Raw genomic sequence first — 19685 nt, 5'->3', positions numbered from 1 at the left:
GCTCGACCCGAAGGAGCACGCACCATGGCACGAGCCGTCGGCATCGACCTCGGCACCACCAACTCCGTCGTCTCCGTCCTGGAGGGCGGCGAGCCCACGGTCATCGCCAACGCCGAGGGCGGCCGCACGACCCCCTCCGTCGTGGCCTTCGCCAAGAGCGGCGAGGTCCTCGTCGGCGAGATCGCCAAGCGCCAGGCCGTCACGAACGTCGACCGCACCACCCGCTCGGTCAAGCGCCACATCGGCACCGACTGGAACATCGGGATCGACGACAAGAAGTACACGCCGCAGGAGATCAGCGCCCGCATCCTGCAGAAGCTCAAGCGCGACGCGGAGAGCTACCTCGGCGAGTCCGTGACGGACGCCGTCATCACCGTCCCCGCGTACTTCAACGACGCCCAGCGCCAGGCCACCAAGGAGGCCGGTGAGATCGCGGGCCTCAACGTCCTGCGCATCATCAACGAGCCCACCGCCGCGGCCCTGGCCTACGGCCTCGACAAGGGCAAGGAGGACGAGCTCATCCTCGTCTTCGACCTCGGCGGCGGCACGTTCGACGTGTCCCTCCTGGAGGTCGGCAAGGACGAGGACGGCTTCTCCACCATCCAGGTCCGCGCGACGTCCGGCGACAACCACCTCGGTGGCGACGACTGGGACCAGCGGATCGTGGACCACCTGCTGCAGAAGGTGAAGCTCACGACGGGCATGGACCTGTCCAAGGACAAGATCGCCATGCAGCGCCTGCGGGAGGCCGCCGAGCAGGCGAAGAAGGAGCTCTCCAGCTCCACCGCCACCGGCATCTCCCTGCAGTACCTGTCGATGACGGAGAACGGCCCCGTCCACCTGGACGAGCAGCTCACCCGCGCGCAGTTCGAGCAGCTGACCTCGGACCTGCTGGAGCGCACCAAGAACCCGTTCCACCAGGTCATCAAGGACGCCGACGTCTCCCTCAAGGACATCGACCACGTCGTGCTCGTGGGTGGTTCCACCCGCATGCCGGCCGTGGCGAACGTCGTGCGCGAGCTGACCGGTGGCCGCGAGCCCAACAAGGGCGTGAACCCCGACGAGGTCGTCGCCATCGGCGCGGCCCTGCAGGCCGGTGTCCTCAAGGGCGAGCGCAAGGACGTCCTGCTCATCGACGTGACCCCGCTGTCCCTCGGCATCGAGACCAAGGGCGGGATCATGACCAAGCTGATCGAGCGGAACACGGCCATCCCGACCAAGCGCAGCGAGGTCTTCACCACCGCCGAGGACAACCAGCCGAGCGTGCTCATCCAGGTGTTCCAGGGCGAGCGCGAGCTGGCCCGGGACAACAAGCCCCTGGGCACCTTCGAGCTGACCGGCATCGCCCCCGCCCCGCGCGGCGTGCCGCAGATCGAGGTCACGTTCGACATCGACGCCAACGGCATCGTGCACGTCAACGCGAAGGACCGCGGCACCGGCAAGGAGCAGTCGATGACCATCTCGGGCGGCAGCGCGCTGTCCAAGGAGGACATCGAGCGCATGGTCCGGGACGCGGAGGAGCACGCGAACGAGGACAAGCAGCGCCGCGAGGAGGCCGAGGCCCGCAACCAGGCCGAGGGTCTCGTCTACTCCACCGAGAAGTTCCTCAAGGACAACGAGGACAAGCTCCCCGCCGAGGGCCGCACCGAGGTGGAGAACGCCATCGCCGACCTGCGCAAGGCCCTCGCCGGCACCGACGCGGAGGAGATCAAGGCCAAGACCGAGGCGGTCGCCCAGGCCAGCCAGAAGCTCGGCTCGGCCATGTACGCGAACGCCGAGGGTGCCTCCGCCGGCACGGCCGGTGCGGGCGCGGCCGGTGCGGGCGCCGGGACGCCGTCCTCCGACGACGACGTCGTGGACGCCGAGGTCGTCGACGACGAGAAGGACCGCTGATGGCGGAGGAGACCGGCACCCGCGAGGACCAGGAGCAGCCGGGTCCCGTCGTGCGGGACCGCCGCCGCCTGGACCCGCAGACCGGGCAGGTGCGGGAGGAGCCGGCCGGCGCGGCCGGCTCCCCCTCCCCGGAGGAGCCCCTGGCGTCCTACCCGGCGGACGTGACCGCCGCCACGGAGGCCGCCTCGGTCGACCTGCTGGCGGCGCAGACCCTCGCGCAGGAGCGGCTGGAGGACCTCCAGCGGCTCCAGGCGGAGTACGTCAACTACCGCCGCCGCGTCGACCGCGACCGGGACGTCGCCCGCGACAGCGCCCTGGCCGGTGTGGCCGAGTCGCTGCTGCCGGTGCTCGACGACATCCACCTGGCCCGCCAGCACGGGGACCTGTCCGGGCCGTTCGCCGCCATCGCGGACAAGCTCGAGGCCACCCTCAAGCGGTTCGGGCTGGAGCGCTACGGCCAGAACGGGGAGCCGTTCGACCCGGCGGTGCACGAGGCGCTCATGCACGCGCACTCCGACGAGGTGGAGGTGGCGACGTGCACGCAGATCCTCCAGCCGGGGTACCGGTTCGGGGAGCGCGTGCTGCGGCCGGCCCGCGTCGCGGTCGCCGACCCGCAGTGACACGCAGCGGTCGCCGGACCGCGGTGAGGGACGGCGGTCGCCGGACCGCGGGAACGAGCGAGGACCACCGGGCCGCCAGGGTCCGGGGAACCGGGAGGAGGGGACGCGTATGAGCATGCAGGACTGGGCCGAGAAGGACTTCTACGACGTGCTCGGCGTCCCCCACGACGCCGACGCGGCCACCCTCAAGAAGGCGTACCGGAAGAAGGCGCGGGACCTGCACCCCGACGCCCGGCCCGGCGACGCCGACGCGGAACGGCGCTTCAAGGAGGTCGGTGAGGCGTACTCCGTCCTGTCCGACCCCGACAAGCGCCGGCAGTACGACGGCATCCGGGCCATGGTCGGCGGGGGCGCGCGGTTCACCGCCGGCGGGCCCGGCGGCGCCGGCCCGGGTGCCGGGTTCGAGGACCTGCTCGGCGGGCTGTTCGGGCAGGGCGCCGGTGGCGCGGGCGGGCGCGTGCGGTTCGGCACCCCCGGTGCCGGACAGGGCGCGGGGTTCGAGGACCTGCTCGGCGGGCTGTTCGGGCAGCAGGGCGGGTTCGGCCCGGCGCCCGGTGGTTACGGCGGCACCGGGGGTTTCGCCGGACCCGGCCCCGCCGGCGGCGGTTTCGGGACCGGTGCCCCGGCCCGCGGCACGGACCTGGAGGCGACCTGCCGGGTTCCCTTCCGGGATGCCCTGGAGGGCGCCACGGTCACCCTCAAGGTGCCCGACCCGCGCGGTGGGCCCGTCCGCACCCTCACGACCCGGCTGCCCGTCGGGGTCCGCGACGGCCAGCGCGTCCGCCTGCGCGGCAAGGGCCTGCCCGCCGCGGGCAGCGGTCCCGCCGGTGACCTGCTCGTCACGGTCACCGTCGAGCCGCACCCGGTGTTCCGGCGCGAGGGCGACGACCTGCGGATGACCCTGCCCGTCACGTTCCCCGAGGCCACGCTCGGCGCCACGGTCGACGTGCCCACCTACGACGGCAGGAGCGTGCGGGTGAAGATCCCCGCGGGGACCCCGACCGGGCGCTCCCTGCGCGTGCGTGGCCAGGGTGCCCGCCGGGCCCGGTCCGACGACGCGCACGGCGACCTCCTCGTCACCGTCGAGGTCGTCGTCCCGCAGCGCCTGGACGACGAGGCCCGCCGGGCCGTGGAGGCGTTCGCCGAGGCGACCGCGCAGGACGACCCCCGCGCCGGGCTCGCGGAGCGGGCCGCGGGCTGAGGAGGGACGGATGCACGACGACGACGCCCCGGTCTTCGTCATCTCCGTGGCCGCCGAGCTCGCGGGGATGCACCCGCAGACGCTGCGGCAGTACGACCGGCTCGGGCTCGTCTCACCGCAGCGCGCCCCCGGCCGCGGCCGGCGCTACTCGGCCCGGGACGTCGCACGGCTGCGCGAGGTGCAGCGGCTGTCCCAGGACGACGGCGTCAACCTCGCCGGCATCAAGAGGATCATGGACCTGGAGAAACAGGTCGAGCTGCTGACCGACCGGGTCCACGTCCTCGCCGAGGAGGTCGTCCGCCTCCGGCAGGCGTCCGGCAGGGTGTTCGCCGCCGGCGCGGCGGGCGACATCGTCGCCACCACCGCGGGGCGCCGGCCCCCCTCGCCGGCGCGGTCCCGCGCGCTGGTGCTGTGGCGGCCGGGGCTCGTACCCGGCGAGCGCAGGAGCTGAGCACGACAGGACGGCCCACCCCCTCCGGAGGGGGTGGGCCGTCCTCGTCGTGTCCGCCGGGTGGGCGCGGGTGCTCCGCGTGGTCCCCGCACCGGACGGGGGGACGTCAGAAGTCGAACTCGTCGATGTTCGCGGCGTCGAACGTGGTCGGGGGCCCGAGCACGACCTCGCCGTCGGCGCCGATCGTGTACTCCCCGAGCCGGCCCGCCTCGAACGTCTCGCCCTCCGCGCCGGTGATCCGCCCGGCGGCGAGCGCGGCGCCCGCGTGGGCCGCGAGGTAGCCGATGTCGGCGGGACTCCAGAGGGCGAACTCCTTCACCGTGCCGTCCTTGACGTACTCGCGCATCTGGTTGGGCGTGCCGAGGCCCGTGACGGCCACCTCGCCCTTGTAGTCGCTGGTGGAGATGTAGCGGGCCGCGGCCGAGATGCCCACGGTGGTCGGGGACACGATCGCCTTGAGGTTCGGGTACTTCTGCAGCAGCGCCTGCGTCTGGGCGAACGACTTCTGGTCGTCGTCGTCGCCGTAGGCCACCTCGACGAGCTTCACGGCCGCGTACTCCGGCTTGGCGAGCTCCTTCTTCATGACCTCGATCCAGGCGTTCTGGTTCGTGGCGTTCGCGGTCGCCGAGAGCACCGCGACCTCGCCGCCGCCGGACAGCTCCAGCGCCTGCTGGGCGAGGGTCTGCCCGATGCCCTCGGTGGTGGCCTGGTTGATGAACACGTCGCGGCAGTCGGGGCTGGCGTCGGAGTCGAAGCTGACGACCTTGATGCCCTTGCCGCGGGCCTGGTTCAGCGAGGGGCACACCGCGTTCGGGTCGTTGGCGGCGATGTTGATGACGTCCTGCTGCTGCTGGATGAGGGTGTTGATGTAGCTGACCTGGCTGGAGGCGCTGGCGTCGTTGGGGCCGACGAGGCTGTACTCGCCCTTCAGCTCCTCCACGCCCTCCTCGCCGCCCGCGGCCGTGATGTCGCTGTAGGGGTTGTTCAGCTGCTTGGGCAGGAAGGCGATCTTCAGGCCCTCGGGGATCTCCGCGGACGGGTCGGCGGAGGCCGCGGCCGAGGAGGACGCCGGGGGAGAGGCCGGGGCGGGCTGCTGTCCCTGGTTCTCCCGGGTGGTGCCACCACCGCAGGCCGTCAGGGCCACGGTCAGCCCGAGGCTGCCGGCGAGGACGAGGGTGAGGCCACGGCGAGCGGGCATGGTGTTCCTCCAGTTCTGCGCCCCGGGTGGGGCGTCGGCGCGCGGCGTCGTCGGTGGCGCCTGGCGTGGTGGGTGCGGGTGGCGCTGTGCGGCGGAGAGGTGGTCAAGTGGCCCGGGCCGCCCGGGCGGCTGCACCCCGTCGGCGCACGGCGCGCAGGACGTTCGGCGCGAGGACGGAGACGATGAGCAGGCTGCCGGTGACGACGGTGAGCGCCTCGTTCGAGACGTTCTCCAGGCGCAGCGCGTTCTGCAGCGACGCGAGCAGGACGACGGCGGCGACCACCCCGGGCAGGGTGCCGCGGCCGCCGAAGATGGACACGCCGCCGAGCAGGACCGCGGCGACCACGGCCAGCTCCAGCCCGACGCCGTTGTCGGCGCGTGCGCTGGAGTAGCGCAGCGCCCACAGCACCCCGGTGAGCGCCGAGACCACCCCGGACAGGACGAAGAGCGAGAACTTGATGCGCAGGGTCGACAGGCCCGCGAACCGCGCGGCGGTGTCCGAGGCCCCGGTCGCCACGATCCCGCGCCCGGTGGGGGTGGCGTGCAGGGCCACGCCGAAGGCGACGGCGGCGACCACCAGCGGCAGCAGCAGGTTCGGGACCCAGCCGCTCCCGGTGGCGCCGCCGACCGTGCCGGTGACCCAGCCGGTGTAGGCGAGGGGGAAGTCCGCCACCGCGGTGCTGCCGAGGACCACGTAGGCGAGGCCCCGGTAGAGGGCCAGCGTGCCGATCGTCACCGCCAGGGACGGCAGCCCGACGACCGTGGTGAAGAAGCCGTTGACGGCGCCGAGCACGGCGCCGAGCACGAGGCACAGCGGGATGATCGTCTCGATCGCCATGCCGCCCACCCACAGCGACCCCATGACGGCACCGGTCAGGCCGAGGGTGCTGGCCACGGACAGGTCGATCTCACCGGTCATCACGATGAGCGTCATGGGCAGCGCGATGAGCAGGACCGGGGCGATGTCCAGGAGCAGGAACACCGCGTTGCCGGCGTTGCCGAAGCCGTCCACCGTCAGCGAGGCGACCACGAGGACGAGCACGGTGAGCGCGACGATCGAGGCCTCCCACGAGGCCAGCGCCTGCAGGCGACCGGGCCGGGCGGGGCGCGGCGCCCCCCCGGTGGCAGCGGTGCTGCCGGGGACCTCAACGGCCATGGGAGTTCCTCCTCCGCAGCTGCGCGGCGAGCCGGGTGGTGAGCACGCGGTCGGTCGAGATGGCCAGCAGGATGAGCGCGCCGACGATGGCCTGCTGCCAGAACTGCTCGATGCGCAGCACCGGCAGGGCCGAGTTGATGACGGTCAGCAGCAGGGCACCGAGGGCGGCGCCCCACACGGTGCCGCTGCCGCCGGTCACGACGACACCGCCGACGACGGCCGCGGCCACCACGGTCAGCTCGTACCCGGTGCCCGCGGCGGCGTCCACGGTGCCGAACCGCGCGGCGTACAGGGCGCCGGCCAGACCTGCGAGGGTGCCGGAGACGACGAAGGCGGTGAGGAGGCGGCGCCCGACGGGGATGCCCGCCAGCACCGCCGCGTCCGGGTTGGACCCGATCGCGTACAGGTCGCGGCCGGCGCGGTAGCGGCCCAGCACGACGCCGGCGGTGACGAGCACGACGACGGCGACGAGGACGAGCAGGGGGATCCCGAGGATCGATGCCGTCCCGAACGCCAGGTAGCTCCGGGGCATCTCGTCGGCGGTGATCTGCTGGCCGCCGGTCCAGGAGAACGCGATGCCGCGGAAGACGTACATCGTCCCCAGCGTGACCACGAGCGCCGGTACCCCGCCGAAGCGCACGAGGACGGCGTTGAGGAGCCCGCACGCGGCGCCCACGAGCATCGCCAGGGCGATCGCGAGGACGACCGGGGTCCCCGGCGCGCTCTGCAGGAGGCTGCCCGCCGCGTACGCCGACAGCGCCAGCACCGACCCGACGGAGAGGTCGATGCTGCGGGTCACGACGACGATCGTCTGGCCCACCGCGAGGATCGCCAGGATCGCGGTGCCGAGGGCGATGTCCCGCACGCTCTGCCCGGAGACGAACAGGGGGTTCGCGCCCGCCGTCACCGCCACGAGGACGACGAGGGCCAGGACGATGCCGAGGGAGCGGGCCCGCAGGACCCGTTCGACGGGCGAGGTGCCGGGCGCGGCGGAGCCGGGGGCACCCTGCCTCGGCTGCGCGGTGGCGGTGCTCACGCCGCACCCCCCAGGAGGGTGTCCTGGCCGGTGGCGGCGAGCATGATGCTGCGCTCGTCGGCCTCGGCCCGGGGGATGTCGGCGGTGATGCGCCCCTCGTGCATGACGAGGACCCGGTCGGCCATGCCGAGGACCTCGGGGAGCTCGGAGGAGACCATCACGACGGCGAGCCCTCCGGCGGCGAGCGAGGAGATGAGGCGGTGCACCTCGGCCTTGGTGCCCACGTCGATCCCGCGCGTCGGCTCGTCGATGAGCAGGACCTCCGGGTTCGTCGAGAGCCACTTGGCCAGGACGACCTTCTGCTGGTTCCCGCCCGACAGGGTGCCCACCGGGTCGGTGATCCGGTGGAACCTCGTCTGCAGCCGGCGGGTCCACTCGGACGCCGAGGCCCGCTCGCTCCTGCCGGTGAGCAGCCCGAGACGGGCGAGCCGGCGGGAGCGGGGCAGGGTGGTGTTGCGCTCGATGGACATCTCCAGGACGAGCCCCTGCTGGCGGCGGTCCTCGGGGACCAGCGCGAGACCGGCGGCCATCGCGGCGCGGGGGGAGCCGAGCCGCAGCGGGCGCCCGGCGACGCGGACGGTCCCGGTGTCGGCCCGGTCCACCCCGAAGACCGCCTGCACGACCTCCGAGCGTCCCGCCCCCACGAGCCCGGCCAGCGCCACGATCTCCCCGGCCCGCACGCTGAACGAGACGTCGCGGAACCAGCCCGCCCGGGTCAGGCCCTCCACCTCGAGGACCACCTCCCCGGGGGTCACGTCCTGCTTGGGGAAGAGCGTGGTGACGTCGCGGCCCACCATGCGCCGGACGATCTCGTCGACGGTGAGGTCGGCCGTCAGGTCGGTGGAGACCCACGCCCCGTCGCGCATCACGGTCACCCGCCGGCACAGGGCGGTGATCTCCTCGAAGCGGTGGGAGATGAACAGCACCGCGGCCCCTGCCGCCGTCAGGCCGCGGGTGACACCGAAGAGGCGCTCCACCTCGTGGCCCGACAGGGCCGCGGTGGGCTCGTCCATGACGATGACGCGGGCGTCCAGCGAGATCGCCTTGGCGATCTCCACGAGCTGCTGGTCGGCGATGGACAGGCCGCGCGCCGGGCGGGAGGGGTCCACCGGCGCGTCCAGGCGGCGGAACAGCTCCGCCGCCTGCGCCTCCATGGCGCGGAAGTCGACGGCCCCACCCCGCCCGCGGGGCTGGCGTCCGATGAAGATGTTCTCCGCGACCGACAGGTCCGGGAAGAGCGTCGGCTCCTGGTAGATGATCGCGATGCCGGCGGCGCGGGCGTCGGCCGGGCCGCCGAGCACCAGCGGGGCGCCGTCGAGGACGACCTGCCCGGTGTCGGGGCGGTGGACGCCCGCGAGCACCTTCACGAGGGTCGACTTCCCGGCGCCGTTCTCCCCGACGAGGCCGTGGACCTCGCCGGCGTAGAGGTCGAGCCGGCCGTCGCGCAGTGCGCGGACCGCGCCGTAGGACTTGCCCACCCCGTGCAGCGAGAGCAGGGGGGTGGACTGGGGTGCGGCCACGTTGCCTCCCGTGAAACGATTCAGTGAGCGGAACGCTAGACCTCCGCCCCGGGAGCGTCAAGCACCGTTCCTGCATCGTCGTACAGCGCGCCGGTGCGGTGCCCCGCCGCGGTCCGTCCCGGTCCGCGCGCCGGAACCGGTTGTGCCCGAGGAGGATCGCCCGACCTGCCCGTTCCCGTCCGCCGCCGCGGCCGTCGCTGCTACCGTGACCGCCCCTCCACCCCCTCACCAGGGAGCGCGATCGATGGTCAACCGGGTGTTCCTGCTGGCCCGCCGTCCCGACCTCACCCCCGAGCAGTTCAGCGACTACTGGAGGAACGTCCACGGCCCGCTCGTCGCGGCCGTCCCCGGCATCACCGGCTGCGTGCAGCACCACGCCACCGAGGAGGGCCCGTACGACGGGGTCGTCGTCCTGGAGTACCCGGACGAGGACGCCGTCGCGGCCTCCGAGGCGAGCCCGCAGTGGGCCGCCGTGATCGAGGACTGCGCGAACTTCCTGGACCTGGACCGGATGGGCGGCATGCGCGTCACCCTGCACACCGTGGTCTGAGCCGGGGGGCTCACCGGTTCCCGTCGCGGCGTGCAACATCCCGGCCCCTCCCCGCGTCTGCAGGGGGCGCCGACACCCGGCGCGGGGGAGGACGGGATGGCACGGGACGACGACTGGGACGAGGCCCTCGGCCGCGCGCTGGGCGCGGCGGGGCAGGAGGACCCCCGGACCGACGTGGACCGGCTCCTGGCAGGTGCGCACCGGCGGGCACGGGTGCACCGGGGACGGCGGCGCTCGACGCTGCTCGCGGTGGCCGCCGCGGCGCTCGTCGCGCCGTTCGGGCTCCCGGGTTCCTGGCCGGTGCCGGAACGCTCCGGGCCCCTGGTGACCCAGCCGGCCACCACGCCCGCACCGCAGGAGCGCCGGGCCGGGCTGCTCGCGGACGCCGACGTCCGGGCGGTCCTGCCCGGGTTGCTGCCCGTGGGCCGGACGGAGGGCGTGCCGTCGCAGGTGCCCGCCGGGCTGTGCGACGACGGCCCCGTCGACGCCGGCGGCGTGGTGCTGCGCGACCTGGGCGGGATCTGGGCGGCGCCGCACCCGGGCGGCACCGTCCTGCCGGAGGGCGTGTCCGAGCGGGTCTGGGTGTTCTCCGACCCGGCCGCCGCGGAGGGCTTCCTGCACCAGGTCCGGGTGGACTCCGGCGCGTGCCCGCACGAGGCGCAGGAGTCCGGGGTGTGGCAGTACGACGACACGGAGAACTACCCCGCCGCCGACGTCGTCGCCGGGTTCGCGCCCGCCCTCGCCGACGGCTCGGCCTGGAACACCGCCGCCCTCCTGCGCGAGGGCGAGGTCGTCGTGCAGGTCCACGCCACCGTGGGCGGGGACCAGACCCGTGCTCTCGACGCGCTGCGCGCGCTGTCCGCCCGGGCGCTGGAGCGGGCGACGGCGGTGGCACCGTGACCGCCGTGACCTCGCGGGAGGCGCGGGAGGCGCGGCCCGCCCCGGGGTTCGAGGAGTTCGTCGTGGTCCGCGGGCCCGCCCTGCTGCGGATCGCCCGCGGGCTGCTGCGCGACCCCGGGGCCGCCGAGGACGTCGTGCAGGACGTCCTCGGGCGGGCACTGCTGCGCTGGGACCGCATCAGCGCCACCGACGACCCCCGCGCCTACGTCAACCGCATGGTGGTCAACGCCTGCACGTCCTGGTGGCGCACCGCCGCCCGCCGCGAGCGCCCCGCCCGCGCGGACCTGCCCGACGTGCCCGACCCGGCGCGCCGCCCCGAGGACGTGCTGGCCGACCGCGACCTGCTGCTGCGGGAGCTGCGCAGGCTGCCACCCAGGCAGCGCGCCGCGCTGGTGCTGCGGCACTTCGAGGGCATGGGCGACGAGGAGATCGCCGCGGCGCTGCAGGTCAGCGAGGTCACCGTGCGCAGCAACGCCTCCCGCGGCCTGGCCGCGCTGCGGCGGGCACTCGTCGGCGGGGCCTGAGCGCCGCGCCGCTCAGCGCCGCGGCGGGACCTCGACCACGTCCAGGTCGGAGGCCACCACGACCTCGGTGTCCCCGCCCGCGTCCCGCACCGCCAGCGTCGCCTCGGCCACGAACTCCCCCGGGTCCGGGTAGCGCTGCGAGAAGTGCGTCAGCACCAGGCGCCGCACCCCCGCCGCGGCCGCCACGGTCGCCGCCTCGCGGGCCGTCATGTGCGCGTACCGCTGCGCCAGGTCCGCGTCCCGGTCCAGGAACGTCGACTCGCACACCAGCAGGTCCACGCCCCGCGCCAGCTCCTCCACCGCCGGGGACAGCCGCGTGTCCATGACGAACGCGAACGACTGCCCCCGCCGGCTGACGCTCACGTCCGCCACCGTCACCCCGCGCAGCTCGCCCAGCTCGGCGAGGAGGCGCACGTCCGGCCCGCTCACGCCGGCCGCCGCGAGCAGCTCCGGCACGAAACGGCGGCTCGGCGGCTCGTCCAGGCGGTACCCCACCGCGGGGACCCGGTGGTCGAGGTAGCGCGCGCTCAGGCGGGCACCGGCGACGGTGGCGACCTCCACGTCCTGCCCCGGGGCCGGGTCGCAGCCCAGCACCTCCACGTCGAGGGAGACGTCCGCGACGGCCACCAGCGCCCGCAGGTGCTCCACGGCGTGCACCGGCCCGTGCACCGGAACCCGGCGCGTCACCCCCTCCAGCGCCATCCGCGCCAGCACCCCGGGCAGGCCCAGGGCGTGGTCGTTGTGGGCGTGGGTGACGCAGATGCGCCCGATGCGGGTCACGGAGACACCGGCGTGCACCACCTGCCGCTGCGTCCCCTCCCCGGGGTCGAACAGGACGCCGTCCCCGTCCCAGCGCAGCAGGTAGCCGTTGTGGTTCCGGGTACGGGTCGGTGCCTGGCTGGCGGTGCCGAGGACGACGAGCTCGCGTGCGGACACACCGGAAGCATCGCAGGGGCCCCGGACGGCCGGTGCGACCCGCCCCGGCCCCGCGGGCTCAGCGTGCGGGGGCGGCCCCCGGCAGGCCCCGGGCCGCCAGCCGCGAGCGGACGTCCGCGACCGCACCCGCACCGAAGACGTCCCGGTGCACGTCGATGACGCACAGGCCCCGGCCGGCGACGGACACCCCCTCGTCCCCGTCCAGGGGCAGCGCCCCGACCACCTCGTCCCACGCGATGAGGTGCTGGTCCCCGTCGGCGTCGCGCAGCCCCAGCGCCTCCTCGCCCAGCACGAGCTGCCGGCGGGCGCCCCTCGCGAACAGCCGCGCCAGCGCGTTCGGCCGGTAGCTGCGGCCCGCCGGCAGCTCCCCGCCCACCCGGCACCACGTCCGCTCCGCGATGCCCCGCCCCCGCAGGTGCTCGCCCTGCGGGACGGTGACGAGGGCCCCGCGCCGCGCCCCGGCCAGCACGTCCGCCACCTGCGCGGCCGTGACCCCGCGCACCTGCGCGGCCAGCTCGCGCACCGGCCGCAGCCGCGCGCCGGCCACCGCGGCGGAGGCCGCGCGGGGCGCCTCCGCCTCCAGCACCTCCGGGTCGGCGGGGTCGGTGCGCCGGAGCACGCCCCCCACGGCGTGCGCCAGCTCCCCGGCGGCCGGACCCCGCTCCGCCAGGTCCGCCAGCTCCGCCCACACCAGCCCCGCGACGTCGCTGACCCTGCCCTCCCGCGCGTCGACGGCGACGCTGACCAGGTCGCGCCCGCCCACCGCGAGGACCTCCACCCGCACCGAGTAGCTCAGGCCGTGCCGGGTGCGGGCCACGTCCTGCAGCCGGTCCACGAGCACGTCCACCGCCACCACGGCCACCGGGTCCTGCGCGTCCTCCACCTCCAGCAGCAGGCCGACGCCGCCGTAGGGGCCCTGCACCCACTGCGGGCCGTCCTGCTCCCGCGCCGGCGGGTCCGTCCGCACCGGCCGCCCGCCCCGCGGCAGCGGCAGGCGCAGCCCCTCCGGCAGCGGGCCCACGACCGCGACGGCCGCGTTGCCCGAGACGAACCACCGGCGGGCGTGCGCGAGGACCTGCTCCGGTGTCAGCGCCTCCGGCCCCGCGCCGCGGGTCGCGGCCAGGCCGGGGCCGGCGAGGCCGTAGCGGGCCGCCCACGCCGCGGCCATGGTGAGGTCCGCCCCGGCGCAGTCCTCCGCGAGGAGCACGCCGACCTCCCGCTCCACCCGCTCCAGCGGCAGGTCCCCCAGCGCGCGGCACACCGACTCCAGGAACGCGCCGACCTCCTGCGGGCGGCCGGTGGCGTGGAAGACGGTGCGGTCGACGTCGACGCCGGCGTTGCTGTCGAGGTGGGACCTCGGCAGCGTCCCCATGGCCAGGTGCTCGACGAGGTGGGTGACGCCCACCTGCATGAAGGTCTCGTCCCGCAGGCCGACACCGACCAGGAGCGCCGCGGTCGTCCTCGCCGGGCCCTCCGCGTGGAAGACCCGGACACCGTCGACGAGCAGTTCACGCACCCGGGCACCGTAGGTACTCACCGCTCCCGGCGCAGGGGTTCGCCCGAACGTCACCCGCACGGGCGACCGCCCGTCGCGGCCGGGCCCCTCAGCCCTCAGCCGCCGTGCCGCCGCACGGCCGCCGCGATGAGCCGCGCGGCCTCCCGCAGCTGGTCCGGGCCGGTCGCGGCGTACCCGAGCACGAGCCCGGGCGGCCCGGGCCGCAGGCGGTGCAGCGACAGCGGCTGCACCCGCACCCCGCCCGCCGCGAGGTCGGCGACCACCGCCGCCTCCACCGCGGCCGCGTCCCCGGTGCCCGCGCCGCCGGGGCCCGCGTCCTGCGCCCCCGGGTGCCCGGGCAGGGTGACGAGCAGGTGCAGCCCCGCGGGCACCCCGTGCACCCGTGCGCCCGGCAGGTGCTCGCGCAACCCCGCCAGCAGCGCGTCGCGCCGCGCGCGCTGCCGCTGCCGCACCAGGCGCAGGTGCCGCTCCAGCGCACCCGAGGCCAGCAGGTGCGCCAGGACGAGCTGCGGCAGCACCGGGCCGCAGATGTCGCTGGCGTGCCTGGCGGCCACCAGGTCCGCCCGCAGGTGCGCCGGCGGCACGAGCCAGCCCAGCCGCAGGCCCGGCGCCAGGGTCTTGGACGTGCTGCCGGTGTGCGCCACCAGCTCCGGGGCGGCGGCCTGCAGCGCGGGCACGGGCCGGCGGTCGTAGCGGTGCTCGGCGTCGTAGTCGTCCTCCACGACGAGGCCCTGCCGCGCCGCCGCCCACGCCAGCAGCTCCTGCCGCCGCCGCGGCGCGAGGACCACCCCGGTGGGGAACTGGTGGGCCGGGGTCACCACGGCCGCGGCGACCGGCGCCCGCTCCAGCTCGGCGACGTCCAGGCCGTCCGCGTCGACGCCCACCCCCACGGGGGCCAGCCCCCAGTGGGCGAGCTGGTCGCGGGCGCCGCGCGAGCCGGGGTCCTCCACGGCGACCCGCTCGTGCCCCCGGGCGCGCAGCACCTGCCCCAGCAGGGCGAGGGCCTGCGCCACACCCGTGACGACGAGCAGCTCGTCGGGGCCGGTGCGCAGGCCCCGCGTGCGGGCCAGCCAGGCCGCGAGCTCCGCCCGCAGCACGGCGCTGCCACGGGGGTCGCCGTAGCCGAGGTCGCGGGCGGTGGCGGTGGCCAGGACGGCGCGCTCGGCCCGCAGCCACGCCGCGCGCGGGAACGCGGCCAGGTCCGGGACGCCCGGCCACAGGTCCAGCCGGGCCGGGTCGGTGCGCGGCGCGCCGGGGTCCGGGGTCCGCGCGGGCGCAGCGCCGGGAGCGGAGGGCGGCGGCGCGGGGGCACCCGGTGACGTGACGCGCGTGCCGGAGCCGACGCGGCCGGTGACCAGGCCCTCCTCGCCGAGGCGCCGGTACGCCTCCACCACGACACCGCGGGAGGTCCCGAGGTCCCGCGCCAGCGTGCGGGTCGCGGGCAGCGCGGTGCCCACCGCCAGGCGGCCGTCGAGCACCGCGGCGCGCAGCGCGGACGTCAGCCAGCCCGTCAGCTCCCGGCCCGGCACGTGTGCGGCGTCGAGCTGCAGGAAGTCCGCGCCGCCACCGGGGCGGTCGATCGGTCCACCGGACGGGGCGGTCATTGGTCCTTCATACCGGACCGATCGGGCTCCAGGATCGGGACGTGACCCTCACCGGCGACCGCCCGCACCGCCCTCCGGACATCCCGCCGCACCGCCCCCCGGACATCCCGCCGCCCCGCCCCCCGGGCGCCCCGCCGCAGCCACCGCCGGGCGGCGCCCTCGTGGCCGCCGTGCTGGCCGGGGCGGGGGCCATGGCGTTCGTCGGGGGCAGCACCGGGGTGTCCGCCGTCCTCGCGGACGCACCGCTCGCCGCGGCGCAGGCCCTGCGCTACGCCGTCGCCTGCGCGCTCCTCGTGACGGCGGCCCGGCTCGGCGGCCGGGTGCTGCGCCGCCCCCGCGGCGCCGAGTGGGCCTGGCTCGCCGCCGTCACCGGCACGGGACTGGTCCTGTTCAACCTCGCCCTCGTCCGCGGCTCCGAGCACGCCGACCCCGCGGTGTTCGGGGTCGCCGTGGCCGGCGTGCCCCTCGTCCTGGCCCTGGCGGCGCCCCTGGCGCAGCACCGGCGCCCCGCGGCGCGCGCGGTCCTCGCCGCCGGGGTCGTCACCACCGGCGCCGTGCTCGTGGAGGGCGCCGGGCGCAGCGACGCCACCGGGCTGCTGTGGGCGGTGCTCGTGCTGGCGTGCGAGGTGGGCTTCACGCTGCTCGCCGTACCCGTCCTGCGCCGGCACGGGCCGTGGGGGGTGTCCGTGCACACGACGTGGATGGCGGCGGCGGGGTTCGGGGCGTGGGCGCTCGCCGACACGGCCCGCCACGGGAGCGACGCGGCCCTGCGGCTGGGCGGGGCGCACCTGCTGGCGGTGGCGTACCTGGCCGTGGCCGTCACCGCCGTGGCGTTCGTGCTCTGGTACTCCAGCGTGCGCGCGCTGGGCGCGGGCCGCGCGGGACTGCTCACCGCGGTGGCGCCGGTGTCCGCCGCGCTCAGCGGGACCGTCCTGGGTGGGCCGCTGCCGGCCGCGCCCGTCTGGGCGGGCATCGCGGTCGTGGGGCTGGGGCTGGCGCTCGGGTTGCGGGCGGCCCGGCCCGGGCGCTCCTGAGGACGCCGGCGGGCCCGCGGGCAGACCTCGGGCGCGCAGGTCCCGGGCGGGCAGTCTCAGGCGTGGAGCGCGCCGCCCCCGCGGGAGCGGCGCAGCGAGCGGGCCACGAGGCGGGCGCCGCAGGCCGCGAGGAGCGCGAGCAGCAGCGCCCCGCCGAGGCGCAGCACCAGCGGCCCGCGCCCGCGGTCCACCGCCACCGCCTCGCGGACCGGCTCCTCGCCCAGTGCACCGGCCGCGACCTGGAGCCTGCCGGCGCCGAACTCGCCGGTGACGGGCAGGCTGCTCACCGGCGCGGAGGCCCCGGTCCCCACGTCGAGGACCTCGATGCGCAGGGCGCCGGCGTAGGAGACCTCCTCCCCGCCGGTGTCCGGGCGCGAGAGCAGGACGCGCCCGGGGCCCGCCCAGCCGAGGAAGCTGCTGCCCCCGCCCGCCGGGGGCAGCGCGCCGGGTGCCGCCCCGGGGTCCACCGGGACCAGCGCGAGCGGCCGGACACCGCAGGTGGAGAACCCGGGACCGCAGTACCCGGCGACACCGGTGCCCGTGGTGAGGGCCCGCCCGTCGGGGGTCCAGGCGCCCGGGCCCGCCAGGCGCTGCCCGGCGGGCACGCCGACGTGCTGCCGCGGGGTGCCGGTGCGGTCGAGCACCAGCACCTCCGGGTCGGGCACGGAGACCGGCGGCGCGGCCGGGTCCTGCCCGGCGGGATACCCGTCCCCGACCGCCTGCACCGCCACCCGGGTGCCGTCGGGCGACCAGGCCGCGACCGCCACCGGGGCCGGGGCGTCGGGGGTGCTCACGTGCCCGGTGCGCAGGTCCAGCAGGTGCAGCGCCGTCGCCCCCGACCCCGGGGGCGACGCGGCAGGCGCCACGGTCACCGCCAGGACGGCGCCGTCGGGGGACAGCGCGAGGGGTACGACGCGCCCCGCGCCCGCCAGCGGCCAGGTCCGCACCCGCCCGGTGGCGAGGTCCTGCACCGCCACGTCGGCCGTGGCCGCGCCCCAGGTGCCGACGGCGACCGTCCGCCCGTCCGCCGAGAGCAGCATCGGGGCCGGGTCGCCCTGCGCGCCCTCCCCGGCGCGGCGCTCCGCGAGGTCGACGCGGCGGTAGGTGTCCGCCGTGGCGCCGACCGCGACGGCCTGCGGGAAGTCCACCAGCTCGACGCCCCAGCCGTGCTGGAAGAGGGCGACGGCCGGGCCCGCCGGGTCGTCGGAGACGCTGCCGGTGCGGTGCGAGTAGCCCGCGAACCGCTCCGGCAGGCTCGCCGGGCCCGGTGGCGGGGCGGTCGGGCCGGACGGCAGGAGCGCCACGAGCAGCCCCACGCCCAGGGCGGTGACCCCCGCCGCACGTCCCGGCCGGTTCCGGCCACCCGCCGCGAGGACCCGGCCCCAGAGGCGGCTCCCGGCGAGCAGCAGGTCGGCGCGCTCGGCGGCGGTGGCGCGGTGCCGGCCGGGTGCGGCGGCCTGGAGCAGGACCGCGACCAGCTCGTCCTCGCGCTCGCGCCGGTAGCGCGGCGGGTACCAGCGCAGCACCCGCCGGTAGGAGCGCTCCAGGGGCGACGGTGCGCCGCTCACGCCGGCCGTCCCCGCAGGCCGGCGGCCGGGCCGAGCCGCCGCAGCGCCGCCTCGGCCTGGGCCCGCCGCCGCTGCGCCTCGGCCGCCAGGCGCTCGGCGCCCGTGGCGGTGAGGCGGTAGTAGCGGCGCAGCCGGGAGTCCACGACCTCCTCGCGGTCCACCTCGACGAGCCCCTCCCCGGTGAGGCGGTCCAGGGCGCCGTAGAGGGTGCCGACGCGCAGCACGACCGCGCCTCCGGAGAGGGCCTCGACGTCCTTGAGGATCCCGTAGCCGTGCTGAGGGCCGGTGGCCAGGGCGGTGAGCACCAGGAACGAGGGTTCCTGCAGTCGTCTGCTGGTCACGCCGCGACGATACTTCCGTCACCGGAGCATCCGCCAGGGCCGCGGCAGCCCTTGCGGACCACGCCGCCCGGCTGCTGGGCTGGGCGCCGACGGGCAGGGCTACCACGGGAGGCCGGTGTGACGATCCTCGTGACCGGTGCCACGGGCAGCGTCGGGCGCCTCGTGGTCGACGAACTGCTGGTCCGCGGCGCGAGCGGGGTGCGGGCCCTCACCGTGAACCCCGCCCGCGCGGCGCTGCCGCAGGAGGTGGAGGTCGTGGTCGGCTCCGTGCGCCGGCCGGAGGGGCTCGGCCCGGCCCTGCGCGGCGTGGAGCGGATGTACCTCGCACCGGCCCCGGACACCGCACCGCAGGTGCTCGCCGCCGCCCGCGAGGCCGGGGTCCGGCTCGTCGTGGACCTCTCCGGGGAACCGGAGAGCTGGTGGGGCGGGGTCACCCGCGCCGTCGAGGCGTCCGGCCTGCCGTGGGTGCACCTGTGGCCCGGGGACTTCGCCGAGAACTGCCTCGTGTGGGCCGCGCAGGTCCGCGGCGACGGGTGCGTGCGGGAACCGTGGCCCGAGGCGGCGAGCGCGCCGATCGCCATGCGCGACGTGGCCGCGGTCGCGGCGGCGGTGCTGCTGTCGGCAGAGCCGTCACCGGGAGGGCACGAGGGGCGGGCGTACGGGCTCACCGGCCCGCAGGTGCTGACCCGCCGCGAGATGGTCCGCCTCGTCGGCGAGGCACTCGGGCGGGACGTGCCGTTCGTGCAGGTCGGGCGGGACGAGGCCGTGGCGCTGCTGGAGCCGGTGATGGGGGAGGGGGCCGCCTGGTACCTCGACGAGGCGGTCGGGGCGTACGGGCAGCACCCGCCGGAGGCGAACCGGCTCGTGGAGGAGCTGACCGGCCGGCCCGCCACGACGTTCGCGCGGTGGGCGCGGGAGCACGCGGACGCCTTCCGCTGAGGACTGTGCCCGGGTGGGGCTGTGCCCGGGTGGGGCTGTGCCCGGGTGGGGCTGCTCCTGGGTGGAGGCTGTTGCTGGGGTGGGGCTGCTCCTGGGGCGGGGCTGCTCCTGGGGCGGGGACGTTCGGCGCGGACACGCCCGCGTGTCGGGCGCAGAACGTCCCCGCCGCCCCCGGGTGCACCCGCCCGCACGGCTGGGAGTCCTCCTGGTGGGCTGCGCCACAACGGGTCCACCGGTGCGGGAACAGGCGCCAGGATGGTCGTGGAGGGATCGCCGTGCAGGTTGTCGCCGACCCGGTCTGGCCCGTCGTCGTCCTGGCGCTGGTGCAGCTCGCCGATGCCGCGCTCTGCGTGCGGCCGGCGGACTTCGTCCGCCGGTGCCTGGAGGACGTGCGCTTCCCGCGCCGGTTCTGGCGGGTGCTGCCCGTGCTCAAGGTCGCCGCCGCGGCCGGGCTCCTCGCGGGGTTGTGGATCCCCTTCCTCGGGGCCCTCACGTGCGCCGCTCTCGTCGCCTACTTCCTCGTCGCGATCACGATGCACGTCCGGGCCCGGGACCTCGGGCGGAACCTGTTCGTCAACGCCACCGGGATGCTCCTCCTCTGCGCCGGCACCTGGGTCGTGAGCTTCGCCTGACGGGTGGACCCGGGCGTGTCCGCCGCGCGGCTCGCGCCGGTGCCGCAGGCGGGGTTCCCGAGGGAG

General features: G+C 76.4%; 19 protein-coding genes. 10 read left to right on the top strand and 9 right to left on the bottom strand.

Going from position 1 to position 19685, the window contains the following annotated elements:
* Positions 1–24 precede the first annotated feature (24 nt).
* The 4 genes from dnaK (at position 25) to ACYQBY_RS19230 (ending at position 4165) form a co-directional block, all read left to right on the top strand.
* The gene (dnaK, locus tag ACYQBY_RS19245; protein WP_459645502.1) at positions 25–1893 is read left to right on the top strand and encodes a molecular chaperone DnaK; all 1869 of its coding nucleotides are present in this window, start codon (positions 25–27) and stop codon (positions 1891–1893) included.
* Positions 1893–2513: a nucleotide exchange factor GrpE gene (grpE, locus tag ACYQBY_RS19240; RefSeq protein WP_459645501.1), complete on the top strand. Its 621-nt coding sequence runs from the start codon at positions 1893–1895 to the stop codon at positions 2511–2513. Before dnaK ends, grpE begins: the two co-directional genes overlap by 1 nt.
* A 109-nt stretch (positions 2514–2622) precedes the next feature.
* Positions 2623–3714, top strand: coding sequence for a DnaJ C-terminal domain-containing protein (locus tag ACYQBY_RS19235; protein WP_459645500.1), 1092 nt, complete (start codon positions 2623–2625; stop codon positions 3712–3714).
* Between the two features lie 10 nt (positions 3715–3724).
* Positions 3725–4165, top strand: a complete 441-nt coding sequence (locus ACYQBY_RS19230; RefSeq protein WP_459645499.1) for a heat shock protein transcriptional repressor HspR — start codon at positions 3725–3727, stop codon at positions 4163–4165.
* A gap of 106 nt (positions 4166–4271) precedes the next feature.
* Here the strand turns inward: ACYQBY_RS19230 and rhaS are convergent, their stop codons facing one another.
* The 4 genes from rhaS to ACYQBY_RS19210 form a co-directional block, all read right to left on the bottom strand.
* Positions 4272–5363, bottom strand: a complete 1092-nt coding sequence (gene rhaS, locus ACYQBY_RS19225; protein WP_459645498.1) for a rhamnose ABC transporter substrate-binding protein — start codon at positions 5361–5363, stop codon at positions 4272–4274.
* A gap of 103 nt (positions 5364–5466) precedes the next feature.
* Entirely contained in the window at positions 5467–6519 is a 1053-nt protein-coding gene (locus tag ACYQBY_RS19220; RefSeq protein ID WP_459645497.1) for an ABC transporter permease, read from the bottom strand.
* Entirely contained in the window at positions 6509–7555 is a 1047-nt protein-coding gene (locus ACYQBY_RS19215) for an ABC transporter permease (RefSeq protein WP_459645496.1), read from the bottom strand. Before ACYQBY_RS19215 ends, ACYQBY_RS19220 begins: the two co-directional genes overlap by 11 nt.
* Entirely contained in the window at positions 7552–9075 is a 1524-nt protein-coding gene (locus ACYQBY_RS19210; RefSeq protein WP_459645495.1) for a sugar ABC transporter ATP-binding protein, read from the bottom strand. Before ACYQBY_RS19210 ends, ACYQBY_RS19215 begins: the two co-directional genes overlap by 4 nt.
* A gap of 244 nt (positions 9076–9319) precedes the next feature.
* Here ACYQBY_RS19210 and ACYQBY_RS19205 point away from each other — a divergent pair, with 244 nt between their 5' ends.
* From ACYQBY_RS19205 to ACYQBY_RS19195, 3 genes are all read left to right on the top strand, one after another.
* A complete protein-coding gene (locus ACYQBY_RS19205) occupies positions 9320–9625 on the top strand; it encodes an EthD domain-containing protein (protein ID WP_459645494.1) in 306 nt (101 codons plus the stop codon).
* Between the two features lie 96 nt (positions 9626–9721).
* On the top strand, positions 9722–10525 hold the full coding sequence (locus ACYQBY_RS19200; RefSeq protein WP_459645493.1) for a hypothetical protein: 804 nt from the start codon (positions 9722–9724) through the stop codon (positions 10523–10525).
* On the top strand, positions 10522–11049 hold the full coding sequence (locus ACYQBY_RS19195; RefSeq protein ID WP_459645492.1) for a SigE family RNA polymerase sigma factor: 528 nt from the start codon (positions 10522–10524) through the stop codon (positions 11047–11049). The genes ACYQBY_RS19200 and ACYQBY_RS19195 overlap by 4 nt, the downstream gene beginning before the upstream one ends.
* Before the next feature lie 12 nt (positions 11050–11061).
* On the opposite strand, the gene ACYQBY_RS19190 is transcribed toward ACYQBY_RS19195, so the two are convergent.
* From ACYQBY_RS19190 to pdxR, 3 genes are all read right to left on the bottom strand, one after another.
* The gene (locus tag ACYQBY_RS19190) at positions 11062–11985 is read right to left on the bottom strand and encodes a ribonuclease Z (protein ID WP_459645491.1); all 924 of its coding nucleotides are present in this window, start codon (positions 11983–11985) and stop codon (positions 11062–11064) included.
* Between the two features lie 58 nt (positions 11986–12043).
* Complete coding sequence (locus tag ACYQBY_RS19185) at positions 12044–13501, bottom strand: peptidase M16 family protein (RefSeq protein WP_459645490.1); 1458 nt, start codon at positions 13499–13501, stop codon at positions 12044–12046.
* 95 nt (positions 13502–13596) lie between these two features.
* Complete coding sequence (gene pdxR / locus ACYQBY_RS19180; protein WP_459645489.1) at positions 13597–15105, bottom strand: MocR-like pyridoxine biosynthesis transcription factor PdxR; 1509 nt, start codon at positions 15103–15105, stop codon at positions 13597–13599.
* Positions 15106–15146: 41 nt separating this feature from the next.
* Between pdxR and ACYQBY_RS19175 the strand changes: the two genes are divergently transcribed.
* A complete protein-coding gene (locus tag ACYQBY_RS19175; protein WP_459645488.1) occupies positions 15147–16139 on the top strand; it encodes an EamA family transporter in 993 nt (330 codons plus the stop codon).
* A gap of 56 nt (positions 16140–16195) precedes the next feature.
* Here the strand turns inward: ACYQBY_RS19175 and ACYQBY_RS19170 are convergent, their stop codons facing one another.
* Together ACYQBY_RS19170 and ACYQBY_RS19165 are read right to left on the bottom strand one after the other, a co-directional pair.
* Entirely contained in the window at positions 16196–17707 is a 1512-nt protein-coding gene (locus tag ACYQBY_RS19170) for a hypothetical protein (RefSeq protein WP_459645487.1), read from the bottom strand.
* A complete protein-coding gene (locus tag ACYQBY_RS19165) occupies positions 17704–18033 on the bottom strand; it encodes a PadR family transcriptional regulator (protein WP_459645621.1) in 330 nt (109 codons plus the stop codon). The genes ACYQBY_RS19170 and ACYQBY_RS19165 overlap by 4 nt, the downstream gene beginning before the upstream one ends.
* A gap of 132 nt (positions 18034–18165) precedes the next feature.
* Here ACYQBY_RS19165 and ACYQBY_RS19160 point away from each other — a divergent pair, with 132 nt between their 5' ends.
* Positions 18166–18987: an NAD(P)H-binding protein gene (locus ACYQBY_RS19160; protein ID WP_459645486.1), complete on the top strand. Its 822-nt coding sequence runs from the start codon at positions 18166–18168 to the stop codon at positions 18985–18987.
* 275 nt (positions 18988–19262) lie between these two features.
* On the top strand, positions 19263–19619 hold the full coding sequence (locus ACYQBY_RS19155; RefSeq protein WP_459645485.1) for a DoxX family protein: 357 nt from the start codon (positions 19263–19265) through the stop codon (positions 19617–19619).
* The last annotated feature ends 66 nt before the right edge of the window (positions 19620–19685 follow it).

The organism is Kineococcus anabasis (genome assembly GCF_054590795.1).
Note: the sequence above shows the minus strand (reverse complement) of the source record. Positions and strands in the feature narration are given on the sequence as shown.

Bases quoted from the DNA above. Each gene is read 5' to 3' on its own strand.
- dnaK (WP_459645502.1), top strand. From the start codon at position 25: ATGGCACGAGCCGTCGGCATCGACCTCGGCACCACCAACTCCGTCGTC.
- grpE (WP_459645501.1), top strand. From the start codon at position 1,893: ATGGCGGAGGAGACCGGCACCCGCGAGGACCAGGAGCAGCCGGGTCCC.
- ACYQBY_RS19235 (WP_459645500.1), top strand. From the start codon at position 2,623: ATGAGCATGCAGGACTGGGCCGAGAAGGACTTCTACGACGTGCTCGGC.
- ACYQBY_RS19230 (WP_459645499.1), top strand. From the start codon at position 3,725: ATGCACGACGACGACGCCCCGGTCTTCGTCATCTCCGTGGCCGCCGAG.
- rhaS (WP_459645498.1), bottom strand. From the start codon at position 5,363: ATGCCCGCTCGCCGTGGCCTCACCCTCGTCCTCGCCGGCAGCCTCGGG.
- ACYQBY_RS19220 (WP_459645497.1), bottom strand. From the start codon at position 6,519: ATGGCCGTTGAGGTCCCCGGCAGCACCGCTGCCACCGGGGGGGCGCCG.
- ACYQBY_RS19205 (WP_459645494.1), top strand. From the start codon at position 9,320: ATGGTCAACCGGGTGTTCCTGCTGGCCCGCCGTCCCGACCTCACCCCC.
- ACYQBY_RS19200 (WP_459645493.1), top strand. From the start codon at position 9,722: ATGGCACGGGACGACGACTGGGACGAGGCCCTCGGCCGCGCGCTGGGC.
- pdxR (WP_459645489.1), bottom strand. From the start codon at position 15,105: ATGACCGCCCCGTCCGGTGGACCGATCGACCGCCCCGGTGGCGGCGCG.